The 16199-nt window shown below is 66.8% G+C and carries 15 protein-coding genes; 8 read left to right on the forward strand and 7 right to left on the reverse strand.

Going from position 1 to position 16199, the window contains the following annotated elements:
- The first annotated feature begins 3 nt into the window (after nt 1-3).
- Both glpK and HMPREF3097_RS05660 read left to right on the forward strand, forming a co-directional pair.
- On the forward strand, nt 4-1617 hold the full coding sequence (glpK, locus tag HMPREF3097_RS05655) for a glycerol kinase GlpK (protein ID WP_070759561.1): 1614 nt from the start codon (nt 4-6) through the stop codon (nt 1615-1617).
- A 9-nt stretch (nt 1618-1626) separates the two neighbouring features.
- Nucleotides 1627-2184 carry a DUF1707 SHOCT-like domain-containing protein gene (locus tag HMPREF3097_RS05660; protein ID WP_070759559.1) on the forward strand — a complete coding sequence of 186 codons (558 nt, stop codon included), beginning with the start codon at nt 1627-1629 and terminating at the stop codon, nt 2182-2184.
- Between the two features lie 108 nt (nt 2185-2292).
- Here HMPREF3097_RS05660 and HMPREF3097_RS05665 read toward each other — a convergent pair whose 3' ends face one another.
- Nucleotides 2293-3504, reverse strand: a complete 1212-nt coding sequence (locus HMPREF3097_RS05665; RefSeq protein WP_070759557.1) for an amidohydrolase — start codon at nt 3502-3504, stop codon at nt 2293-2295.
- 143 nt (nt 3505-3647) lie between these two features.
- Here HMPREF3097_RS05665 and HMPREF3097_RS05670 point away from each other — a divergent pair, with 143 nt between their 5' ends.
- Together HMPREF3097_RS05670 and HMPREF3097_RS05675 are read left to right on the forward strand one after the other, a co-directional pair.
- Nucleotides 3648-4496: a purine-nucleoside phosphorylase gene (locus HMPREF3097_RS05670; protein WP_070759555.1), complete on the forward strand. Its 849-nt coding sequence runs from the start codon at nt 3648-3650 to the stop codon at nt 4494-4496.
- On the forward strand, nt 4493-6100 hold the full coding sequence (locus HMPREF3097_RS05675; RefSeq protein ID WP_070759553.1) for a phospho-sugar mutase: 1608 nt from the start codon (nt 4493-4495) through the stop codon (nt 6098-6100). The genes HMPREF3097_RS05670 and HMPREF3097_RS05675 overlap by 4 nt, the downstream gene beginning before the upstream one ends.
- Here HMPREF3097_RS05675 and upp read toward each other — a convergent pair.
- Entirely contained in the window at nt 6041-6688 is a 648-nt protein-coding gene (gene upp / locus HMPREF3097_RS05680) for a uracil phosphoribosyltransferase (protein ID WP_012359692.1), read from the reverse strand. The genes HMPREF3097_RS05675 and upp overlap by 60 nt on opposite strands.
- Nucleotides 6689-6823: 135 nt before the next feature.
- Here upp and HMPREF3097_RS05685 point away from each other — a divergent pair, with 135 nt between their 5' ends.
- The 4 genes from HMPREF3097_RS05685 (at nt 6824) to HMPREF3097_RS05695 (ending at nt 9891) form a co-directional block, all read left to right on the forward strand.
- Nucleotides 6824-7168, forward strand: a complete 345-nt coding sequence (locus tag HMPREF3097_RS05685) for a hypothetical protein (RefSeq protein ID WP_070759551.1) — start codon at nt 6824-6826, stop codon at nt 7166-7168.
- Nucleotides 7168-8280: a C40 family peptidase gene (locus tag HMPREF3097_RS05690; protein ID WP_070759550.1), complete on the forward strand. Its 1113-nt coding sequence runs from the start codon at nt 7168-7170 to the stop codon at nt 8278-8280. Before HMPREF3097_RS05685 ends, HMPREF3097_RS05690 begins: the two co-directional genes overlap by 1 nt.
- 178 nt (nt 8281-8458) lie before the next feature.
- Nucleotides 8459-8599, forward strand: coding sequence for a hypothetical protein (locus tag HMPREF3097_RS09745; RefSeq protein ID WP_168167014.1), 141 nt, complete (start codon nt 8459-8461; stop codon nt 8597-8599).
- A gap of 11 nt (nt 8600-8610) precedes the next feature.
- Nucleotides 8611-9891 carry a hypothetical protein gene (locus tag HMPREF3097_RS05695; protein WP_070759547.1) on the forward strand — a complete coding sequence of 427 codons (1281 nt, stop codon included), beginning with the start codon at nt 8611-8613 and terminating at the stop codon, nt 9889-9891.
- 181 nt (nt 9892-10072) lie between these two features.
- On the opposite strand, the gene HMPREF3097_RS05700 is transcribed toward HMPREF3097_RS05695, so the two are convergent.
- The 5 genes from HMPREF3097_RS05700 to HMPREF3097_RS05720 form a co-directional block, all read right to left on the reverse strand.
- Nucleotides 10073-11374, reverse strand: a complete 1302-nt coding sequence (locus HMPREF3097_RS05700; RefSeq protein WP_070759545.1) for a hypothetical protein — start codon at nt 11372-11374, stop codon at nt 10073-10075.
- A gap of 168 nt (nt 11375-11542) precedes the next feature.
- A complete protein-coding gene (locus HMPREF3097_RS05705) occupies nt 11543-12286 on the reverse strand; it encodes an ATP-binding cassette domain-containing protein (RefSeq protein WP_210398551.1) in 744 nt (247 codons plus the stop codon).
- Nucleotides 12287-12441: 155 nt separating this feature from the next.
- A complete protein-coding gene (locus HMPREF3097_RS05710) occupies nt 12442-13590 on the reverse strand; it encodes an ABC transporter permease (protein ID WP_070758398.1) in 1149 nt (382 codons plus the stop codon).
- Nucleotides 13591-14565 (reverse strand): substrate-binding domain-containing protein, encoded by a 975-nt coding sequence (locus HMPREF3097_RS05715; protein ID WP_210398553.1) that lies wholly within the window; start codon nt 14563-14565, stop codon nt 13591-13593.
- A gap of 209 nt (nt 14566-14774) precedes the next feature.
- Nucleotides 14775-16142, reverse strand: coding sequence for an adenosine deaminase (locus HMPREF3097_RS05720; RefSeq protein ID WP_070758394.1), 1368 nt, complete (start codon nt 16140-16142; stop codon nt 14775-14777).
- Nucleotides 16143-16199: the final 57 nt, after the last annotated feature.

Genomic DNA, 16199 nt, shown 5'->3' on the forward strand with positions numbered 1-16199 from the left:
ACGATGGACACCCTCGCGAATCAGTTTTCCAACCAGGTCGCTGAGCAGTACGCCCGCCTGACCAACTCCCGTCGGGGATTCGTCCTCTCCATCGACCAGGGGACGACCTCCACGCGCTGCATCATTTTCGACGGTCGCGGGGAGATCGCGAGTCGCAGCCAGCTGCCGCACGAGCAGATCTTCCCGCAGCCGGGCTGGGTGGAGCACGACCCGGAGGAGATCCGGCTCAATATCCGCCGTGTCATAGCCGACGCGGCCGCCTCCGAGGACATCACCCCGGAGGAGATCGCGGCCGTCGGCATCACCAATCAGCGTGAAACTACGGTGATCTGGGACCGGGCCACCGGCGAGCCGATCTACAACGCGATCGTCTGGCAGGACACCCGCACCTCCGACCTCGTCGACGCTCTCACCGACGAGGAGCGGGAACTTATCGAAGAGCGCACCGGCCTGCCGCCGTCGACGTACTTCGCCGCGTCGAAGATCCGCTGGATCCTGGACCACGTGGACGGCGCCCGCGAGCGTGCGGAGCGCGGCGAGTTGGCCTTCGGCACGATCGACACCTGGGTGATCTGGGAGCTGACCCGGTCCTCCCTTTCCCGTTCCGGTCGCCGTTCCGGGGCCAAGGCAGGACGCCAGCGCGCCAAGCACGTCACCGACGTCACGAACGCCTCCCGCACCATGCTGATGGACCTTTCCACCCAGCAGTGGGACGAGGAACTCTGCAAGATCTGGGACATCCCGATGTCCCTGCTGCCGGAGATCGTCGCCTCCAGCGAGGTCATCGGCCGGGTGCGCCGCTCCGGCCCGGTGCAGGGCGTGCCGATCGCTGGCATCCTCGGCGATCAGCAGGCCGCTGCCTTTGGGCAGGCCTGCCTGGAACCGGGGGACGCGAAGTCCACCTATGGCACCGGCAGCTTCCTGCTGCTCAACACCGGTGACGAGCCGCAGCGCAGCAAGCACGGGCTGATCACCACCATCGCCTACCGGCTGGGGAATCAGCCCCCGAAGTACGCGCTGGAGGGTTCCATCGCCGTGACCGGCTCGCTGGTGCAGTGGCTCAGCGACTCCCTGGGCTTCTTCAACACCGCCGACGAGATCGAGCCCCTCGCCCGCTCCGTGGCGGATAACGGTGGCTGCTACGTGGTCCCCGCCTTCTCCGGGCTGCTCGCGCCCCGCTGGCGGCCCGAGGCGCGCGGGGTGATCACGGGACTGACCCGCTACGTGACGAAAGCCCACATCGCGCGCGCCGCCCTGGAGGCCACCGCCTTCCAGACCCGGGAGGTCGTCGAGGCGATGAACGCGGACTCCGGCGTCCCGCTGACCAGCCTGAAGGCTGACGGCGGCATGGTGGAAAACGACCTGCTGATGCAGTTCCAGGCCGACCAGCTGGGCGTGAGCGTCACGATCCCGAAAATCACGGAGACCACCTGCCTGGGTGCGGCCTATGCCGCGGGCCTCGCGGTGGGCTTCTTCCGGGATGAGGAGGAAATCCGGCGCCTGTGGCAGGAGGAGCACACCTTCACCCCGCGGGCTTCCGAAGAAGAGCGGGACGAGCTCTACCGCATGTGGAATAAGGCTGTGGAACGCACCTTCGACTGGGCCACGAAAGCGTAGGCTCGTTATATGACTTTTTCGAATGACCCGCAGAACCGGCCGGGGGAACACGGTTCGCGGCCCGATCCCCGCAGCGCTGTCCGCATCGGGAATAAGGAGCGCGAAGAGGCCATGGACCTGCTCTCGAAGCACCTCGAGGCGGGCCGGCTAGACATCTCAGAGTACGACGAACGCTGCCGCCACATCGCCAACGCCAGGGTGCATGGCGAGCTCTCGGAGGTTTTCCTGGATCTCCCCCGCATCCCACGCGGCGACCAGGCGCAGCCATCGCAGGTGGTTGCGGTGCCGGGTTATGGCAGGCAGGTGTATACCGCCGAGGAGGTCGCCGTGGCCTCCAAGCGGGGGCGCAATATCCGCGGCGGGATCATGGCACTCTCCGTGGTCAGCGCACTCATGCTGACCACCGTCTCGGATTGGTTCATGTGGATCATCCCCGTCATGGCGATCCTGCTGTACATGCTCAAGATTGGCCCGGAGTCGTGGTACATGCCGACGAATCGGCAGCTCGAGCGCGAACAGCGCCACGCCGTTCGCCAGCTACGCCAGCAGCGCCGCCTCAACCGTTAAGACTGCCCCGTGGGTTGATGCTCCCCCGGCGTCCCGCGCCACTACCCCTCGCTGACTCCAGCCCAGTCGCGCCGTCTCTCCGGCGCGGAGCACAGCGCAGGGCTCCGCTTAGGGACGGAACTGGTCGATGACCCCGGCGAAGAGCCGGACACCAATACCCAGGGCGCGCTCGTCGAAGATGATATTCGGCCGGTGCAGATCCGGCTTCTCCCCCTCGCCGGTCCACGTTCCCAGGCGTGCCATCGAGCCCGGCACGTGCTCCAGGTACCAGGAGAAATCCTCCCCGCCGCTGGACTGCGGCGCCTCCACCAGGGAGTGCGGATCGACGTTGCGCACGGACTGCGCGAGCAGCGCGGTCGCGACGTCGTCGTTGGTCACCGGCGGCACGCCCTTCGTGTAGTGCAGCTCCGCAGTCGCGCCCGTCGGGGCGACGATCTCGTCCAGCAGCTCGCGGACGATCGCCTCGCTTTCGCGCCACACCCCGACCTCCGCGGTGCGGAAGGACCCAACGAGACGAACCTCCTCAGGGATCGCGTTGAAGGCCTGGCCGCCGTGGATCGAGCCGAAGGCGGCGACGGTGCCGCTACGTGGGTCCACCCGCCGGCTCAGCAGCTGCGGCAGCATCGTGACGACCAGGCCAGCGGCGTTGATGAGATCCGCGGTCAGGTGCGGGCGCGAGGTGTGGCCGCCGGGGCCGCGCAGGACGATCTCCATGACGTCCGTGGCCGAGGTGATCGCACCCACGCGCACACCAATCTGCCCGCAGCGCAGCTTCGGTTCGCAGTGCACCGCGAAGATCTGGTTCACCCCACGCAGGGCGTCGGCCGCGATGACGTCCTTGGCCCCACCGTCCAGAACCTCCTCGGCGGGCTGGAAGATGCCACGCACCCGCACACTCAGGGCGTCCTCGCCGTACTCCTCGACGTAGGCAGCCAGGGCGACCATGAGCCCCAGCAGGATGGTGGTGTGCATGTCGTGGCCGCAGGCGTGCATCACGCCGGGCACGGTGGAGCTGAACTCGAGGCCGGTGGTTTCGGTGACCGGGAGGGCGTCGATGTCCCCGCGGAAGGCGATCATTGGTGCGGTGTCGGGCCCGATGTCGACGGTGGCTCCCTTGCAGGTCATCTCCTGCGGTGTAAGGCCGGCGTCGCGGAGGATCCCCATGATGAAGGCGGTGGTGCCGTCCTCCATGTGGGAGAGTTCCGGATTCCGGTGCAGGTGGCGCCGCCACTCGATCAGACGGTCCACGTTCTCGTTCAGCCACAGGGTGACGAACTGAGTGAGTTGGGCCGCCTCAGAGGTGGGTCCGCCGTGTTGCACTGCATGCCTCCCGGCTTAAAGCCAATAATTGTCGATGTCTGCTGATTGTGGCGCTTCAAGACCGAGTTGTCTAGTTACGCCGCATGAAACACCATTCTATATGCCCACCCCTGTGGCGCGTGACTTCGCGGTAGCCTTGGGCCATGTCTAGCCACAATGCGCAATCCTCGCCCGCGGCGTCGAACCCCGGGCAGGCCCCCTACGAGCTCGCGGAGCAGGCTGCCGCGGCGTTGCTGCAGAAGACTGGTTTTTCTGCTTTCGACGTCGCCATCGTCCTGGGTTCCGGTTGGCGACCAGCTGCGGACGTGGTCTGCGAGGCCGCAGACAGCGACGTCCAGGAGTTCCCGATGTCCGACCTGCCGGGCTTCCTGCCACCCACCGCAGAGGGCCACGGGGGCACCATTCGGGCGCTGCGCATCGGTGAGCGCAACGTGCTGATCCTGCTGGGCCGCACGCACGCCTACGAGGGCCACGAGCTGTGGCGGTGCGCGCACGCTGTGCGCACCGCTGCCGCCGCGGGCGTGAAGCAGGTCGTGCTGACCAACGCGGCAGGCGGGCTGACTGAGGGCATGTCTGTGGGAGAGCCGGTTCTGATCAGCGATCACATCAATTTCACGGCGAAGACCCCGCTGGTGGGCGCGAACTTCGTGAACCTGGTGGATGCGTACTCCCCCGAGCTGCGAGAGAAGGTCAAGGCGCTGCGACCCAGCATTCGTGAGGCGGTGTACGCGATGATGCCAGGGCCGCAGTACGAGACCCCGGCGGAGATCCACATGCTGCGCACCTTCGGGGTGGGCCTGGTGGGGATGTCCACGGTCTACGAGACGATCGCCGCCCGGGAGGCTGGCGTGGATGTGCTCGGCATCTCGCTGGTCACGAACCTGGCGGCAGGCGTGACCGGGGAGGCGCTGAATCACGAGGAGGTGCTGGCCGCCGGTCAGGCCGCGGCTCAGGAGATGGGTTCCCTGCTCGCGAGCGTGATCCAGTCGTGAGCCCCACCCCGCAGGAAACGACTCCAGCTCCGCAGGACAACACTTCCCAGCCGGGTCTGAGTTTCGGCACCGCGGGGCTGCGCGCCCCAGTGGACGTGGGCCCGGATCGTATGAACGTCGCGACCGTCACTCGGGCGACCGCCGGGGTGGCCGACTGGCTGATCGCCCAGCATCCAGACCGGGTCGCTGCCGATATCGCGGTAGCGGTGGCCCACGACGCGCGCTACGGTTCCGAGACCTTCGCGCGAGCCACCGCCGAGGTGTTCGCGGCCAAGGGCTTCACCGTCACCTTGCTGGGTGGCAACAATCCCACCCCGGTGCTGGCCTGGCTGGTGCGCGACCGCGGCCTGGACGCCGGCGTGCAGATCACCGCCTCGCACAACCCGAAGGGCGATAACGGCTACAAGTTGTACCTTTCTGGTGGCTCCCAGCTGGTCTCCCCCGCCGATCGCGAGATCGAGGCAGCCATCGCGGCCCAGCCGGCGGCCGAGGAGGTCGCCCGCTCCCGCAGCGTGCAGCTTGAACTCGGCGCATCCCAGGGCTACGAGTCCGCGATCAGCGCCCCGGTTGTTAGTAGCGAGAACGCGGTGCTCACCGCACGGCGAGCCCTGACCATCGCCTATACCCCGATGCATGGGGTCGGCGGGGACACGCTGGAGTCTGTACTGCAAGCCAATGGCTTCGCGGATATCCATGCGGTGGCAGCGCAGCGCTGGCCGGACCCGGAATTCCCGAGCGTGGATTTCCCCAACCCGGAGGAGCCCGGCGCGACCGACCTGCTGCTCGCACTGGGCAAGGAGGTCGGCGCGGACCTGCTGATCGCACTCGATCCGGATGCGGATCGCTGCATGCTTGGCGTGCCCACCGGTGGCGAGCCGACCTACCGGATGCTGAGTGGCAACGAGGCCGGCCCGCTGCTGGCCCGCCGCGTGCTCTCTGACGTGGCGGCAGACGCCGCTGCCCCGCCGGTGGTCGCGACGACCTACGTCTCCTCCCAACTGCTGGGTGTGATGGCCCAGGCCAGCGGGTGGGAGTACGTGGAGACGAAAACGGGCTTCAAGCACCTGGCGCGTGCGGCGGAAGGTCGCCCCGGGGAGTTGACTTTCGCCTACGAGGAGGCCATCGGCACCTGCCCCACCCCCGGCATCGTCGCAGATAAGGACGGCATCGCCACCGCGTTGGTCGCGGCAGCGTGGGCGGCGGAGCTCGCCGCGGCGGGACGGAGCCTGGCGGACGAGCTGGTGGCCATCGAGCAGCAGTTCGGTTGCTTCCGCTCCAGCCAGCTGTCGATCCGCTTGGAGTCCATTGCGCAAGCCACGGACGTCATTAAAAAAATCGCGGCCGCACCGCCGGAAAACCTGGCGGGGGCCGCGATGAGCGCCGAACTGCTGGGTGACGAGGCCGCGGAGGGGCTGCGCCTGGTGGGTAATGCAGACGGCGTGGCGCTGCGGGTCGTCGCCCGGCCGAGCGGGACGGAGCCGAAGGCGAAGTTCTACCTGGAGGCCGTGGGCGAGGCCACGGACCGCGAGCAGGTGGAGGCTGCGCTAGCGGCTCTCGAGGTCGATATTCCGCGGGCCGTAGAGGCGGTCGCCGGCGTCGCCTAGGCCCGGATCGATGTAGGCGTTCTCGTCGAGCGCCGGGTCGATCGTGGCGGTGACGAGCTTTCGCACCGGCAGGCCAGAGTTAACCAGCTTGTCCACGCCCGGCTGGGCGGAGACCATGCACACGCAGGTGATGTCGTCCGCACCATGCTCGACGAGCAGCTCCACGGCGTTGAGCAGGGAGCCGCCGGTGGCGAGCATCGGGTCGACCAACATGACGGGCTGTCCGGAGAGGTCATCCGGCAGGGCCTCGAGGTATGGGACTGGCTCGTGGGTCTTCTCGTCGCGGGCCAGGCCGATGAAGCCCACCTGGGCGTCCGGGATCATCGAGAGTGCCGGGTCGATCATTCCGAGGCCGGCGCGGATGATGGGGACGATGATTGGCGGGTTCTTCAGCCGGTGCCCTTCGGCGGTGGAGACGGGGGTTTCCACGTCGAAGGATTCAGTCTCGAGGTCGTTGCTGGCCTCGTAGATCAGCATCGCACCGAGGTCCGCGAGGGCGTCGCGGAAGACCACGTTGTTGCTGCGGGCGTCGCGCATAATCGTCAGACGGGCGCGCACGAGAGGATGATTGACCACCTTGATGTCCATGACTCCAAATCTACGTTAAGCACCGGGCACGCGAGAAAATTGGCACGGGCGGGAACCAAATGACCGTCCCCGTTGTCTAATACCTCTGAGTTACTTCACGCACCGAGACGATTCAGGGAAGATTCAGGGGGAACAATGGTGCCTTTGACGAACGGTATTGGGGGACACAGTGGCGGCCAGGTGATCGCCGAGCAGGAGCGAATCCAATCAGCAGCGCAGGAGGCGCGGACGGTGGCAGAGCAGCTGGCTGCGACAGCCCCACCGCACACGCCACACGTGGAGCTGCCATTCCTGCCGGAGCTGGGGAGGTTCCTGGCCGCACTGCAGCAGGCCCGGGCTCGGCACCACGAGACCACCGGGGAGTTGGCGAGGTTCTACCAGGGCGCTGCTGGTGCGCTGGATGAGTTCCGGGGGCGCGTGGACGAGCATGAGCAGGCAGCCCAGGCTGGCTTTGAAGCACTTGCGGGAGGTGTTCGGTGATGAGTGCACCTGTTTTGGCACCAGCTGGAGGGGACGTGATCGAGGACGTGGCCGGCTCCGTTCTTGGGGAGATGGCTGGCTCCGTGCTCGGCGGAGGCGGCTGCATCCCGGATTTTCTGGGGCTCGTGGAGCCCATCGCAGCCCTCATCCCACAGCCGCTACAGCCTGGAGTGTCCGCGCTGTTGGGCTCCGGGGTCAGCGGGCTCGCCGGGGAGGTCATCCAGACAGTCGGGTCGGCTGTGCTCGGCGAGGCCGGTGGGGCGATGGCCGCCAAGTTCGCACAAGGTTCGGCTGCGGTGGACCTCATTGAGGAAGTCCGCCAGGGGCTGGACGCGGTCGCTGGGCGCGGGCAGCAGGCCGTCCTGGCGGCGATCGAGGATGTCGGGGCAATCGCGATGGAAGCCCTGGCGGAGATCGGCGGTGCGATGAATCCGGTGCAGCTGCTCGGCCCGACTGCACCGGTGGCGCTGGCGGAGGCGCAGGCGATTGCTTGCAAGCACCTGGGCAGGGCGGAGGCCCGCGTGCAGGCGCTAGGCCAGGAGTTGCTGGGGCTGGGAGCTGAGGCGACGGCCACAGCGGTGCCGGCGGAGGCGATCCCGGCAGTACCCGCGCCGTCCGAGGGGGCGAACAGACAGCCTCCCGCAGCGGCGAACGCGGGTAGCGCCACGGGACCCGAAGTGGCTCACGGTGACGCCGCGGATTCCAGCGACGCTGCGGAATCCAGCGACGCTGTGGCATCCAGCGATGCTGTGGCAGGTGCCCCGACGGAGGCAGCGGCCAAGGCCGTGGCCGCAGCGAAGACGCAGCTGGGCACCCCGTACGTGTGGGGCGGCACCACGCCAGGCCAGGGCTTCGACTGCTCCGGTTTCGTCCAGTGGGCCTACGGGCAAGCTGGGGTGGAGCTGCCCCGCCTGGCCGATCAGCAGGCGGTGGGACCGCAGATCCCGATGGATCAGGTGCAGCCCGGGGATCTGGCGGTGTGGGATGGTCACGTGGCGATGGTCATCGAAGACGGCCAGCTGATCGAGGCGGGCGACCCGGTGGGTATCAGCCCGATCCGCACGGAGAATATCGGCATGGGTTTCCACGGTTTCTACCGCCCCACCGGCTAGCTGGGGTTAGTCTGTGGGCACTGAAAAGGTTCACTGAGCTAGTTCGCACTGGTTCAGTTCAGGCTCGGCCGGTTCACGCTGGGTCGGTCCAGGCTGGGTCGGTTTAACACAGAGCCGGTTTAACAAAGGGGGATTTCACAACATGGGTGGGGCTCATTCTTCCCGGAGCGTTCCGGGCTTGGCGCGGATCGTCACGCAGCCGGAGGAACAGGAATATCTTCAGGCGCAGTTCCTGGGCGCACCCCCTGCTGTGGTGCCGAAGGTGCTCGATGCCCGGCTTCGCAATGTCGAGGCTATGAGTTCCGATCCGGCCGGGTAGAATCCGCAATCATGGCAGCTTCCAAACCGACAACGTTTAAACCAAACCAGCTCGTGACGCTGAAGATGGAGACCACCAGCGGCACCTGGTACACCGTCTGGGCCCCGCTGTGGGTCGTCAGGGGCGAAAAGTGGCAGGCATTCCTGGGTAAGGACGACACGATCTCCGTGTTCTCCTCCCCCGCCGAGCTCCACGCCTACGTTGTCGGCAGCAACGATCACGTCCTCGCCGAACACCCGAAGTGGAAGGAGCTCAAGGCGGACGCCGATGCCCAGATGTCGGCGCAGAAGATCCAGGAGATCTCCCTGATCGAGGCTCCGAACCAGCTGGCCGGCCGGGCAAGCTACGAGAACGTCCGGGACGTCAGCCGCGCGTACCGCCTGCTGCAGTCCATCGGCGGTGTCGCTGGCATCGAGTCGATCAACAAATGGTTCGGCTCCTATTCCATGCTGCAGAACATCTACCGCGGCGCGGACCACTACTCCGGCCAGAACGGTGTCGAAGAGTGGACCGCGATGGGTCGCATCGTGCTCGGCGCCTGGGCGGAGATGCTCGACGACCTCGAGGACGGCCTCACCGAGGTCGAGGTGGACGAGACGGCCGTCGCGGAGTCCCAGAAGCGCATCGACGCAGTCGAGAAGGCCGCGGCCGATGCCAGCGCTGCTGCCGCGAAGAAGCGGGAGGACGCCGCCGCGGAGAAGGCCGCCGCTGGCAGCACCGCCGACGAAGACACCGACCCGTACGACAAGACGCTATGGGCACAGGCCGGTATCGACCCGATCCGCATCTCCCTGAACGGCCAGCGGGTCTACACCCTGCGCTGCTACGTGGGAGGCAAGCCGGTGTTCCTGGGCCGTCACGGCCAGATCAACACTTTCCCCAATCCTCGCTCCCTGGTGCGCTGGCTCATCGACGCCCCGCAGCACGACCTTGAGGAGATGGAGACCTGGGGCGACATCGTCCAGGCCGCGAATGCCGGCGAGTTGGAGGTCACGGTTCACGACCTGAACCAGTACACCTTCACCGGGCTGCGCGAGGACATCGGCAAGTCCGTGGACGCGGTGGATCCGAAGCAGCTGAGCCGCGCTTATGAGCTGCTGGCCGACGCCGCCGACTGGGCGGGCGACGATGCTGTGAACAAGGTTCTGGTCGGCTTCCCGCGCCTGCAGACCTACATCGCCTACGTCACGGGCTCGCCGTCCGGCACCACGCCGACCGCGCCCTTCGACGAGGAGGTGCGCGGCTGGAAGCAGCTGGAGGATGACCTCATCAAGCGCTTCAGCAAGTTCTAGCGTGAGCCGCTAGCTGCCTAAGAAAAGCTGAAAGGGCGCCTCCCGAAAGGATGATCTTTCGGGAGGCGCCCTTTCATGTGCTTCTAGACCCGTATCCCTGGCGCTGAGCTGACCCCAGCCTGCCACGGCAGCCACCAGCCGTGCGTACCGGGTCAGGGCTCAGTGAGTCCCATGGAGCTCGCTAGTTCTGCGGGGTGTCTCCGCCATTGGCCTGGTCATCGGACTGGCCGAGCTGGTTTCCGTCAGTTGGGGTGCCCTGCTCATTGGAGGTCGAGTTCTGAGCCGGACCACCGTACTGCTGACCCGGGCCCTGCTGCGGCTGACCGCCGTACTGCTGAGGCTGACCATAACCCTGTGGCTGGCCCTGCCAGTTCCCCTGCTGTGGCTGGCCACCGTATTGCTGCGGCTGGGCCTGCCAATTGCCCTGCTGTGGCTGGCCACCGTACTGCTGACCCTGCCAGTTCCCCTGCGGCTGCGCAGGCTGCTGGGCAGCATTGGCCTGCTTGCTGGAGCGGTTCGCCACATCACCAAGGAACTTATTGCGCTGCGCGTCGATCTCCGCAGGCTTCTTCACGATCAGCCACACGCCCACTGCGATGGTGAGGAGGCTGATGAGAACGCTGAGGTAGAAACCAAATCCCTTACCCTGCTCGCTCAAGTTCACCATGTCCAGGAAGTCCTCCGCATCGGAGCTGATCAGCTCCCGCAGCTGCGAAGAGAAGATGATCGCGTACAGAACTCCCAGTCCACCCGAGGCAGCGGCCAAGATACCCGCCATCTTGAACTTGAGGTTACGGAAGACCAACACCGCCGCGGCCACCACGAGGGCCAGGACGACGACCTCCACGAGGAACGCCTGCCAGAGAAATTCGCGTTCGGTATGCTTGCCCTCGAACGGAATCTCTGCGGCGACCTTTAGGGAGCCGAAGCCGTTGATCTTCACATCCCCGCCTGCCGTGACCCCCATGAAGGAAGCCGAGGCACTCATCCGGTACCACGCGAGCAGTCCTGCGATCAGCTGAAGCACGGCGAGAATGCCAAGGATGCCGCCCATCAGGCGCGGCAGTGCCTTGCTCTGCAGACTCGTCGCCGCCGCGAAGGCACGCTGCCCCACGGCGGCGCTGATCTTCTCCGCGGTTCCAGGGCCAGAGTTACCTGGCTGCTGTGCCTGCCAGTTGCCCTGGGGCTGGCCCTGCCAGTTCTGTGGTGCCTGCTGGCCTTGCCAGTTGCTCTGCTGAGGTTGGACGTAGGCCTGCTGGGGCTGTGCTTGCCAATTGCCCTGGGGTGGTGTCTGCCAGTTCTGTGGTGCCTGCTGGCCCTGCCAGTTCCCCTGCGGCTGCCCATAGCCCTGCTGGGGCTGGCCCTGCCAGTACTGTGGCGGCTGCGGTGGCTGCTGTGGCTGCGCGGTACCGCCCTGGGATGCGGGCTGCCCGCCCTCCTCAGGTGTGTTGTTCTGGTGCCCGTTCGATTCCGGGTTCGTCATAGTGAATCCTCAACTCGATGAAAAATATATGAGACTTAGCTCATATTTTTTAATTCTCGGCTACACCTTAAAGCACCGGTCGAGCGCATTCAATCGCCCCCCTTAAGAATCGGCCCAGCCCCCACTCTGGGATCCCCCGCATCCCCCCCCCGCAGCCAGCCCTCGCCGCTAGCTGCGCAGCTCGTGGCTCAGCGCGTCCAGCTCCCCGCCGCCGGACATCTCCACCGTGAGCTCCTCCAGTGTGACGTCTTCCAAGTCAGCGTTCATCACCTGCTCGCCCATGTTCAGCATCATGAAGCGATCCCCCACCAGGTAGGCGTGGTGCGGGTTGTGGGTGATGAAGATGACCGCCACCCCGGACTCCCGGGCCTTCTTCACGAAGCGCAGCACCATGCCGGACTGCTTCACACCCAGTGCTGCGGTCGGCTCGTCCAGGATCAGCACGCGCGCGCCGAAGTAGATCGCCCGGGCGATCGCCACAACCTGCCGCTGGCCACCGGACAGCGTGCTGATCGGCACCTCCACATCCGGCAGATCCACGCCCATCTTCTCCAGCTGCTCGGCGGTAATCTCGCGCATCTCGTCGGCCTTCAGCCGCCCCAGCGCGCCAGTGAGCTCCTGGCCCAGGAAGAAGTTCCGCCACACGGACATCTGCCCCACCACCGCGAGATCCTGATACACGGTGGCAATCCCCCGGTCGAGGGCGTCCTTCGGGTTGCGCAGCCTCGCTGGCTCCCCGTCGATCAGCATCTCGCCGCCGGTGGGCTGGTGCAGCCCAGAAAGCGCCTTAATCAGCGTGGACTTACCAGCGCCGTTATCTCCCAGCACGCAGGTCACGGTGCCGGGGCGGATCTCCATGTCGATGCCCTTGAGCACCAGGCGCTCGCCGTAGGCCTTTTCCAGGCCGCGCATCTCGATGATCGGCGGGGTGGCGCCGTCCTCGGCGCCGGGGACGTCCTTATCAGCAGCGCCGTCGGCAACGGCGCCCTTATCGGCGACGACGTCGCCTGCCGCGCCCGTCCCGGTCGACGTCACCGTCGCCGCGTCCTTCCGCTTGTTTCTGCGAGTCACTTGGCACCTCCCTGCACCCGAGAGAAGGAATTATTGGTCAGCACGGCCAGCAGCAACATCGCACCGAGGAAGAACTTGAACCAGTCGGGGTTCCATCCGGCGTAGACGATGCCCTGGTTGGTCATGCCGAAGATCAGCGCACCGATGGCCGTGCCGATCGCCGTTCCCCGGCCACCCGTCAGCGAGCAGCCACCGATCACGGCGGCGATGATGTACAGGAACTCGTTACCCACGCCCTGCCCGGCCTGGATCGAGTCGAAGGCGAAGAGGTTATGCATCCCCACGAACCACGCTGAGAAGGCCACGAACATGAACAGGGTGATCTTCACGCGCCGCACGGGGACGCCCACGGCGCGGGCGGCGTCGGCGTCGCCACCGACGGCGAAAATCCAGTTACCGAAGCGGGTCTTGAACAGCAGCCAGCTGGCCAGCGCCACGAACAGCAGCCACCACACCACGGTGATCTGCACGTCCACGCCGAAGACCTCGAAGCTGGAGGCGAAGAAGGCCTTGGCGGAGTTGTAGCCCTCCATGTCGGAGATCGTTGGGGTGGCGACCTGCCCGGTGACCAGCTTCGTCACGGCGAGGTTGATGCCCTGCAGCATGAGGAACATCGCCAGGGTGATCAGGAAGGAGTGAATGCCGGTCTTGGTGACGAGGTAGCCGTTGATCGCGCCGATGGACAGCGAAATGATCAGGGAGAGGAACACGCCCGTCCACGAGTTCAGCCACAGGTTGTAGTTCAGCATCGTGGCGGCGAGCGCGGCGGTGGTCACGGCCACGCCGGAGGACAGGTCGAATTCGTCGCCGATCATCAGCAGCCCCACGCCCAGCGCGATGATGCCCAGCGTGGAGCTGGAGTACAGCACGGTGGCGAAGGCGTCCGCGCTGCGGAAGGCCGGGGCGAGGATCATGAACAGCGCGAAGATGAGGATCGCGCCGACCAGGGAGGTCAGCTCGGGGCGCTTGAAGGCCGCGAGGACGGCGTTGTCCCCGGCCTTGTCTGCGTTCTGTTCCGCTGCGCCCTCGGCTGCGGAGTCCGCGGTGTTTTCTGTATCCGGGGACGACGTCAGGTTCGGCGCCGCCTCGTCAATCTGCTCCGCCGTTGCCGGGCCGGTGGCCTGCTCGGATGTGGGGTCAGACATTTAGCGCAGCCCCTCCTTCGCGGCGTCCTCGATCTTGTCCACGTTGCTGGCGTCCACGAAGGCCGGGCCGGTGAACACGGGCTGGCCACCACCTGGGATTGCACCGTTGCGCTTGGCGAGCCAGAGCGCGTCGACCGCAAGGTAGCCCTGCAGGTAGGGCTGCTGGTCCACGGCCCACTGCACCGTGCCGTCCTTGATGGCGGTGACGAGCTCGGCGTCGGTGTCGAAGGTGACGATCTTGGCGTCAGAACCGGCGGCGCGGGCGGAGTTGACGGAGGCCAGGGCCACCGGGGCGACGAGGTTGAGCACCCAGTCGATGTTGCGATCCTGGGCGAGCTTCGCCTGAACCGTGGAGGTCACGCTGGTCATATCCATGCCGTTGACGTAGAGGGTCTCCAGCGTGCCGCCACCCTTGGCCTGGAGGGCCTTCTTGGCACCACCACAGCGGGCCTCCTGGGAGGGATTGCCCTGCTCGTGGATCACGCAGAGCACCTTCTTCGCGCCGTCCTTGGCCAGCCGCTCGCCCGCGGCCTCACCCGCGACGTGCTCGTCCTGGCCAAAGAAGGCGGACACCCCGTAGCGCTCGTAGTGGCCCATGCCGGAGTTCAGCCCGACGGTGGGGATCCCCTGCTCGGTGGCGCGGCGGGCGATGGGACCCAGCGCCTCGGCGGTGGGCATGGTCAGCGCGATGCCGTCGACCTGGGAGTCGATGGCGTTGCGCACGAGGTTGGCCTGGTCAGGCGCCTGCGGGGAGCTGGCGTAGCGCAGCTCGATGTTGTTCTTCTTCGCGGCGTCCTCCGCGCCACGGCGGACCAGGTCCCAGAAGGTATCGCCGGGCGCACCGTGGCTGATCATCGCGACGGTGTAGCGGGGCGTATCGACGCCACCGGCCGCGCCACCCTCGCCGTTCGCGTTCTCGCGCGGGCGACCGCCGGTGGCGGAGCATGCCGCGACCGCGCCCATCGTCAGGGCCATGAGCACCGCGAGGGCGCGCTTGAACGCGGTGTTGATTCGGGGATTATTTTTCTGCACGTTTCCTGATTTTTCGCAGGTCAGAGGCCTAAGTCAAACCGCAAACCGGCCTTCTGAATCCTTCAAGACGCGCTGTACTGCAGCGATACCGTGCCGATATGACCCGCCCCGAGGGACCGCGCGCGTGGGGCGCGGTCGGCGGGGTGTCGTGCTTACTCCTTCTCCGCGGAATCCTCGTCCGCGGAGTCCTCGTCGCTGCCGGGCTCGTCATCGAGGCTCAGGCCGAGCTGCTCCAGCTCCGCCTTGAGGTTCTCCATGGACAGCTCCAGGTTGGCGTCCTCCCCAAGCGCCCCGGCCGCGCCGTTGGGGCTGTGCAGGCCCTGCAGGCCCGCGGAGATGCCCTGGCCTGGCCCGCCGATGTGCTCGTGGTCGTGGCCGCCGTGATCGTGCTCGTGACCGGCAGCCGCACCAGCAACGGTGCTTAAGCCGAGCTCCTCCCCCAGCTTCGCGTAGGCCGGGTAGATCACGGTCTGCTCCAGCTCGGCGCGCAGCGGAGCATCACAGAAGGCATGATCCAGCGCATTGGTGGTCAGCTCCAGCATCTGCCAGTACTCCAGGTCGAAGACCTCCGCGAGGCGCTCGAACTCCTGGGTCATCGTCGTGCCGGAGACCAGGCGGTTATCGGTGTGCACGGTGCACACGAAACCCAGCTCGTAGAGCAGGTTGAAGGGGTGGTCGGCGATTTCTTCGGCAACACCGGTCTGGGTGTTGGAGGTCGGGCAGATCTCCAGCGGGATGCCCCGGTCGCGCACGTGGCGGGCTACCGGCCCCAGCTCGATGCCGGAGAGGGTGGCGTTGAGGTCCTCGTAGATGCGCACGCCGTGGCCGAGGCGGAGGGTGCCCTGAACGAGGGCGTCCTTGATGGACTCCACGCCCGCGGCCTCGCCGGCGTGGATGGTGAAGGGCACGAGGTTCTCGCGCAGCAGCTGGAAGGCCTCGGCGTGGTTGGCGGCCGGGAAGCCGTCCTCCGCGCCCGCGATGTCGAAGCCGACCACGTAGCCCTCGCCCGGGCTGGAGATCGGGTAGTTATCCACGGTCAGCTGCGCGATCTCGGTGGCGCGGTCGGCATGACGCATGGCGCACAGGATCAGGCGAGCGTGGATGCGCTTGCCCTTCGCGGCGGCGGCGCGCTCGCCCTCCTTCGCGCCCTGCACGGTGGCTTCCACGACCTCCTGCAGGCTCAGCCCGTTGGCCTGGTGCTGCTCGGGGGCGTAGCGCAGCTCGGCGTAGACCACGTTGTCTGCGGCCAGGTCCTCGACGGCCTCGCGGGTGACGCGCACCAGCGCTTCCTTCGTCTGCATGACGGCGGTGGTGTGGTCGAAGGTGGTCAGGTACGTCGGCAGGTCGCCCGAGTTCGCGGCGTCGTAGAACCACTTCTCGAGCTCCACCGGGTCCGTCGTGGGCAGCTCGTAGCCGATCTCGGCGGCCAGCTCCACGATCGTGGCGGGCCGGAGGCCGCCGTCCAGGTGGTCGTGGAGTTCGACCTTGGGCAGGGATGCAATGACGTCCGAATCAATCATGGGGCACAGCTTACTCGGCAGCTGTGCCCCATGGTGGCGGGCGGGGAGGGTTATCAA

This window comes from Corynebacterium sp. HMSC27B11 (assembly GCF_001815985.1).
Taxonomy (GTDB): domain Bacteria; phylum Actinomycetota; class Actinomycetes; order Mycobacteriales; family Mycobacteriaceae; genus Corynebacterium.

Bases quoted from the DNA above. Each gene is read 5' to 3' on its own strand.
- HMPREF3097_RS05660 (WP_070759559.1), top strand. From the start codon at position 1,627: ATGACTTTTTCGAATGACCCGCAGAACCGGCCGGGGGAACACGGTTCG.
- HMPREF3097_RS05720 (WP_070758394.1), bottom strand. From the start codon at position 16,142: ATGATTGATTCGGACGTCATTGCATCCCTGCCCAAGGTCGAACTCCAC.
- upp (WP_012359692.1), bottom strand. From the start codon at position 6,688: ATGGACATCAAGGTGGTCAATCATCCTCTCGTGCGCGCCCGTCTGACG.
- HMPREF3097_RS05685 (WP_070759551.1), top strand. From the start codon at position 6,824: ATGGTGCCTTTGACGAACGGTATTGGGGGACACAGTGGCGGCCAGGTG.
- HMPREF3097_RS05705 (WP_210398551.1), bottom strand. From the start codon at position 12,286: ATGCGCGGCCTGGAAAAGGCCTACGGCGAGCGCCTGGTGCTCAAGGGC.
- HMPREF3097_RS05710 (WP_070758398.1), bottom strand. From the start codon at position 13,590: ATGTCTGACCCCACATCCGAGCAGGCCACCGGCCCGGCAACGGCGGAG.
- HMPREF3097_RS05690 (WP_070759550.1), top strand. From the start codon at position 7,168: ATGAGTGCACCTGTTTTGGCACCAGCTGGAGGGGACGTGATCGAGGAC.
- HMPREF3097_RS05700 (WP_070759545.1), bottom strand. From the start codon at position 11,374: ATGACGAACCCGGAATCGAACGGGCACCAGAACAACACACCTGAGGAG.
- HMPREF3097_RS05695 (WP_070759547.1), top strand. From the start codon at position 8,611: ATGGCAGCTTCCAAACCGACAACGTTTAAACCAAACCAGCTCGTGACG.
- glpK (WP_070759561.1), top strand. From the start codon at position 4: ATGGACACCCTCGCGAATCAGTTTTCCAACCAGGTCGCTGAGCAGTAC.
- HMPREF3097_RS05670 (WP_070759555.1), top strand. From the start codon at position 3,648: ATGTCTAGCCACAATGCGCAATCCTCGCCCGCGGCGTCGAACCCCGGG.
- HMPREF3097_RS05715 (WP_210398553.1), bottom strand. From the start codon at position 14,565: ATGGCCCTGACGATGGGCGCGGTCGCGGCATGCTCCGCCACCGGCGGT.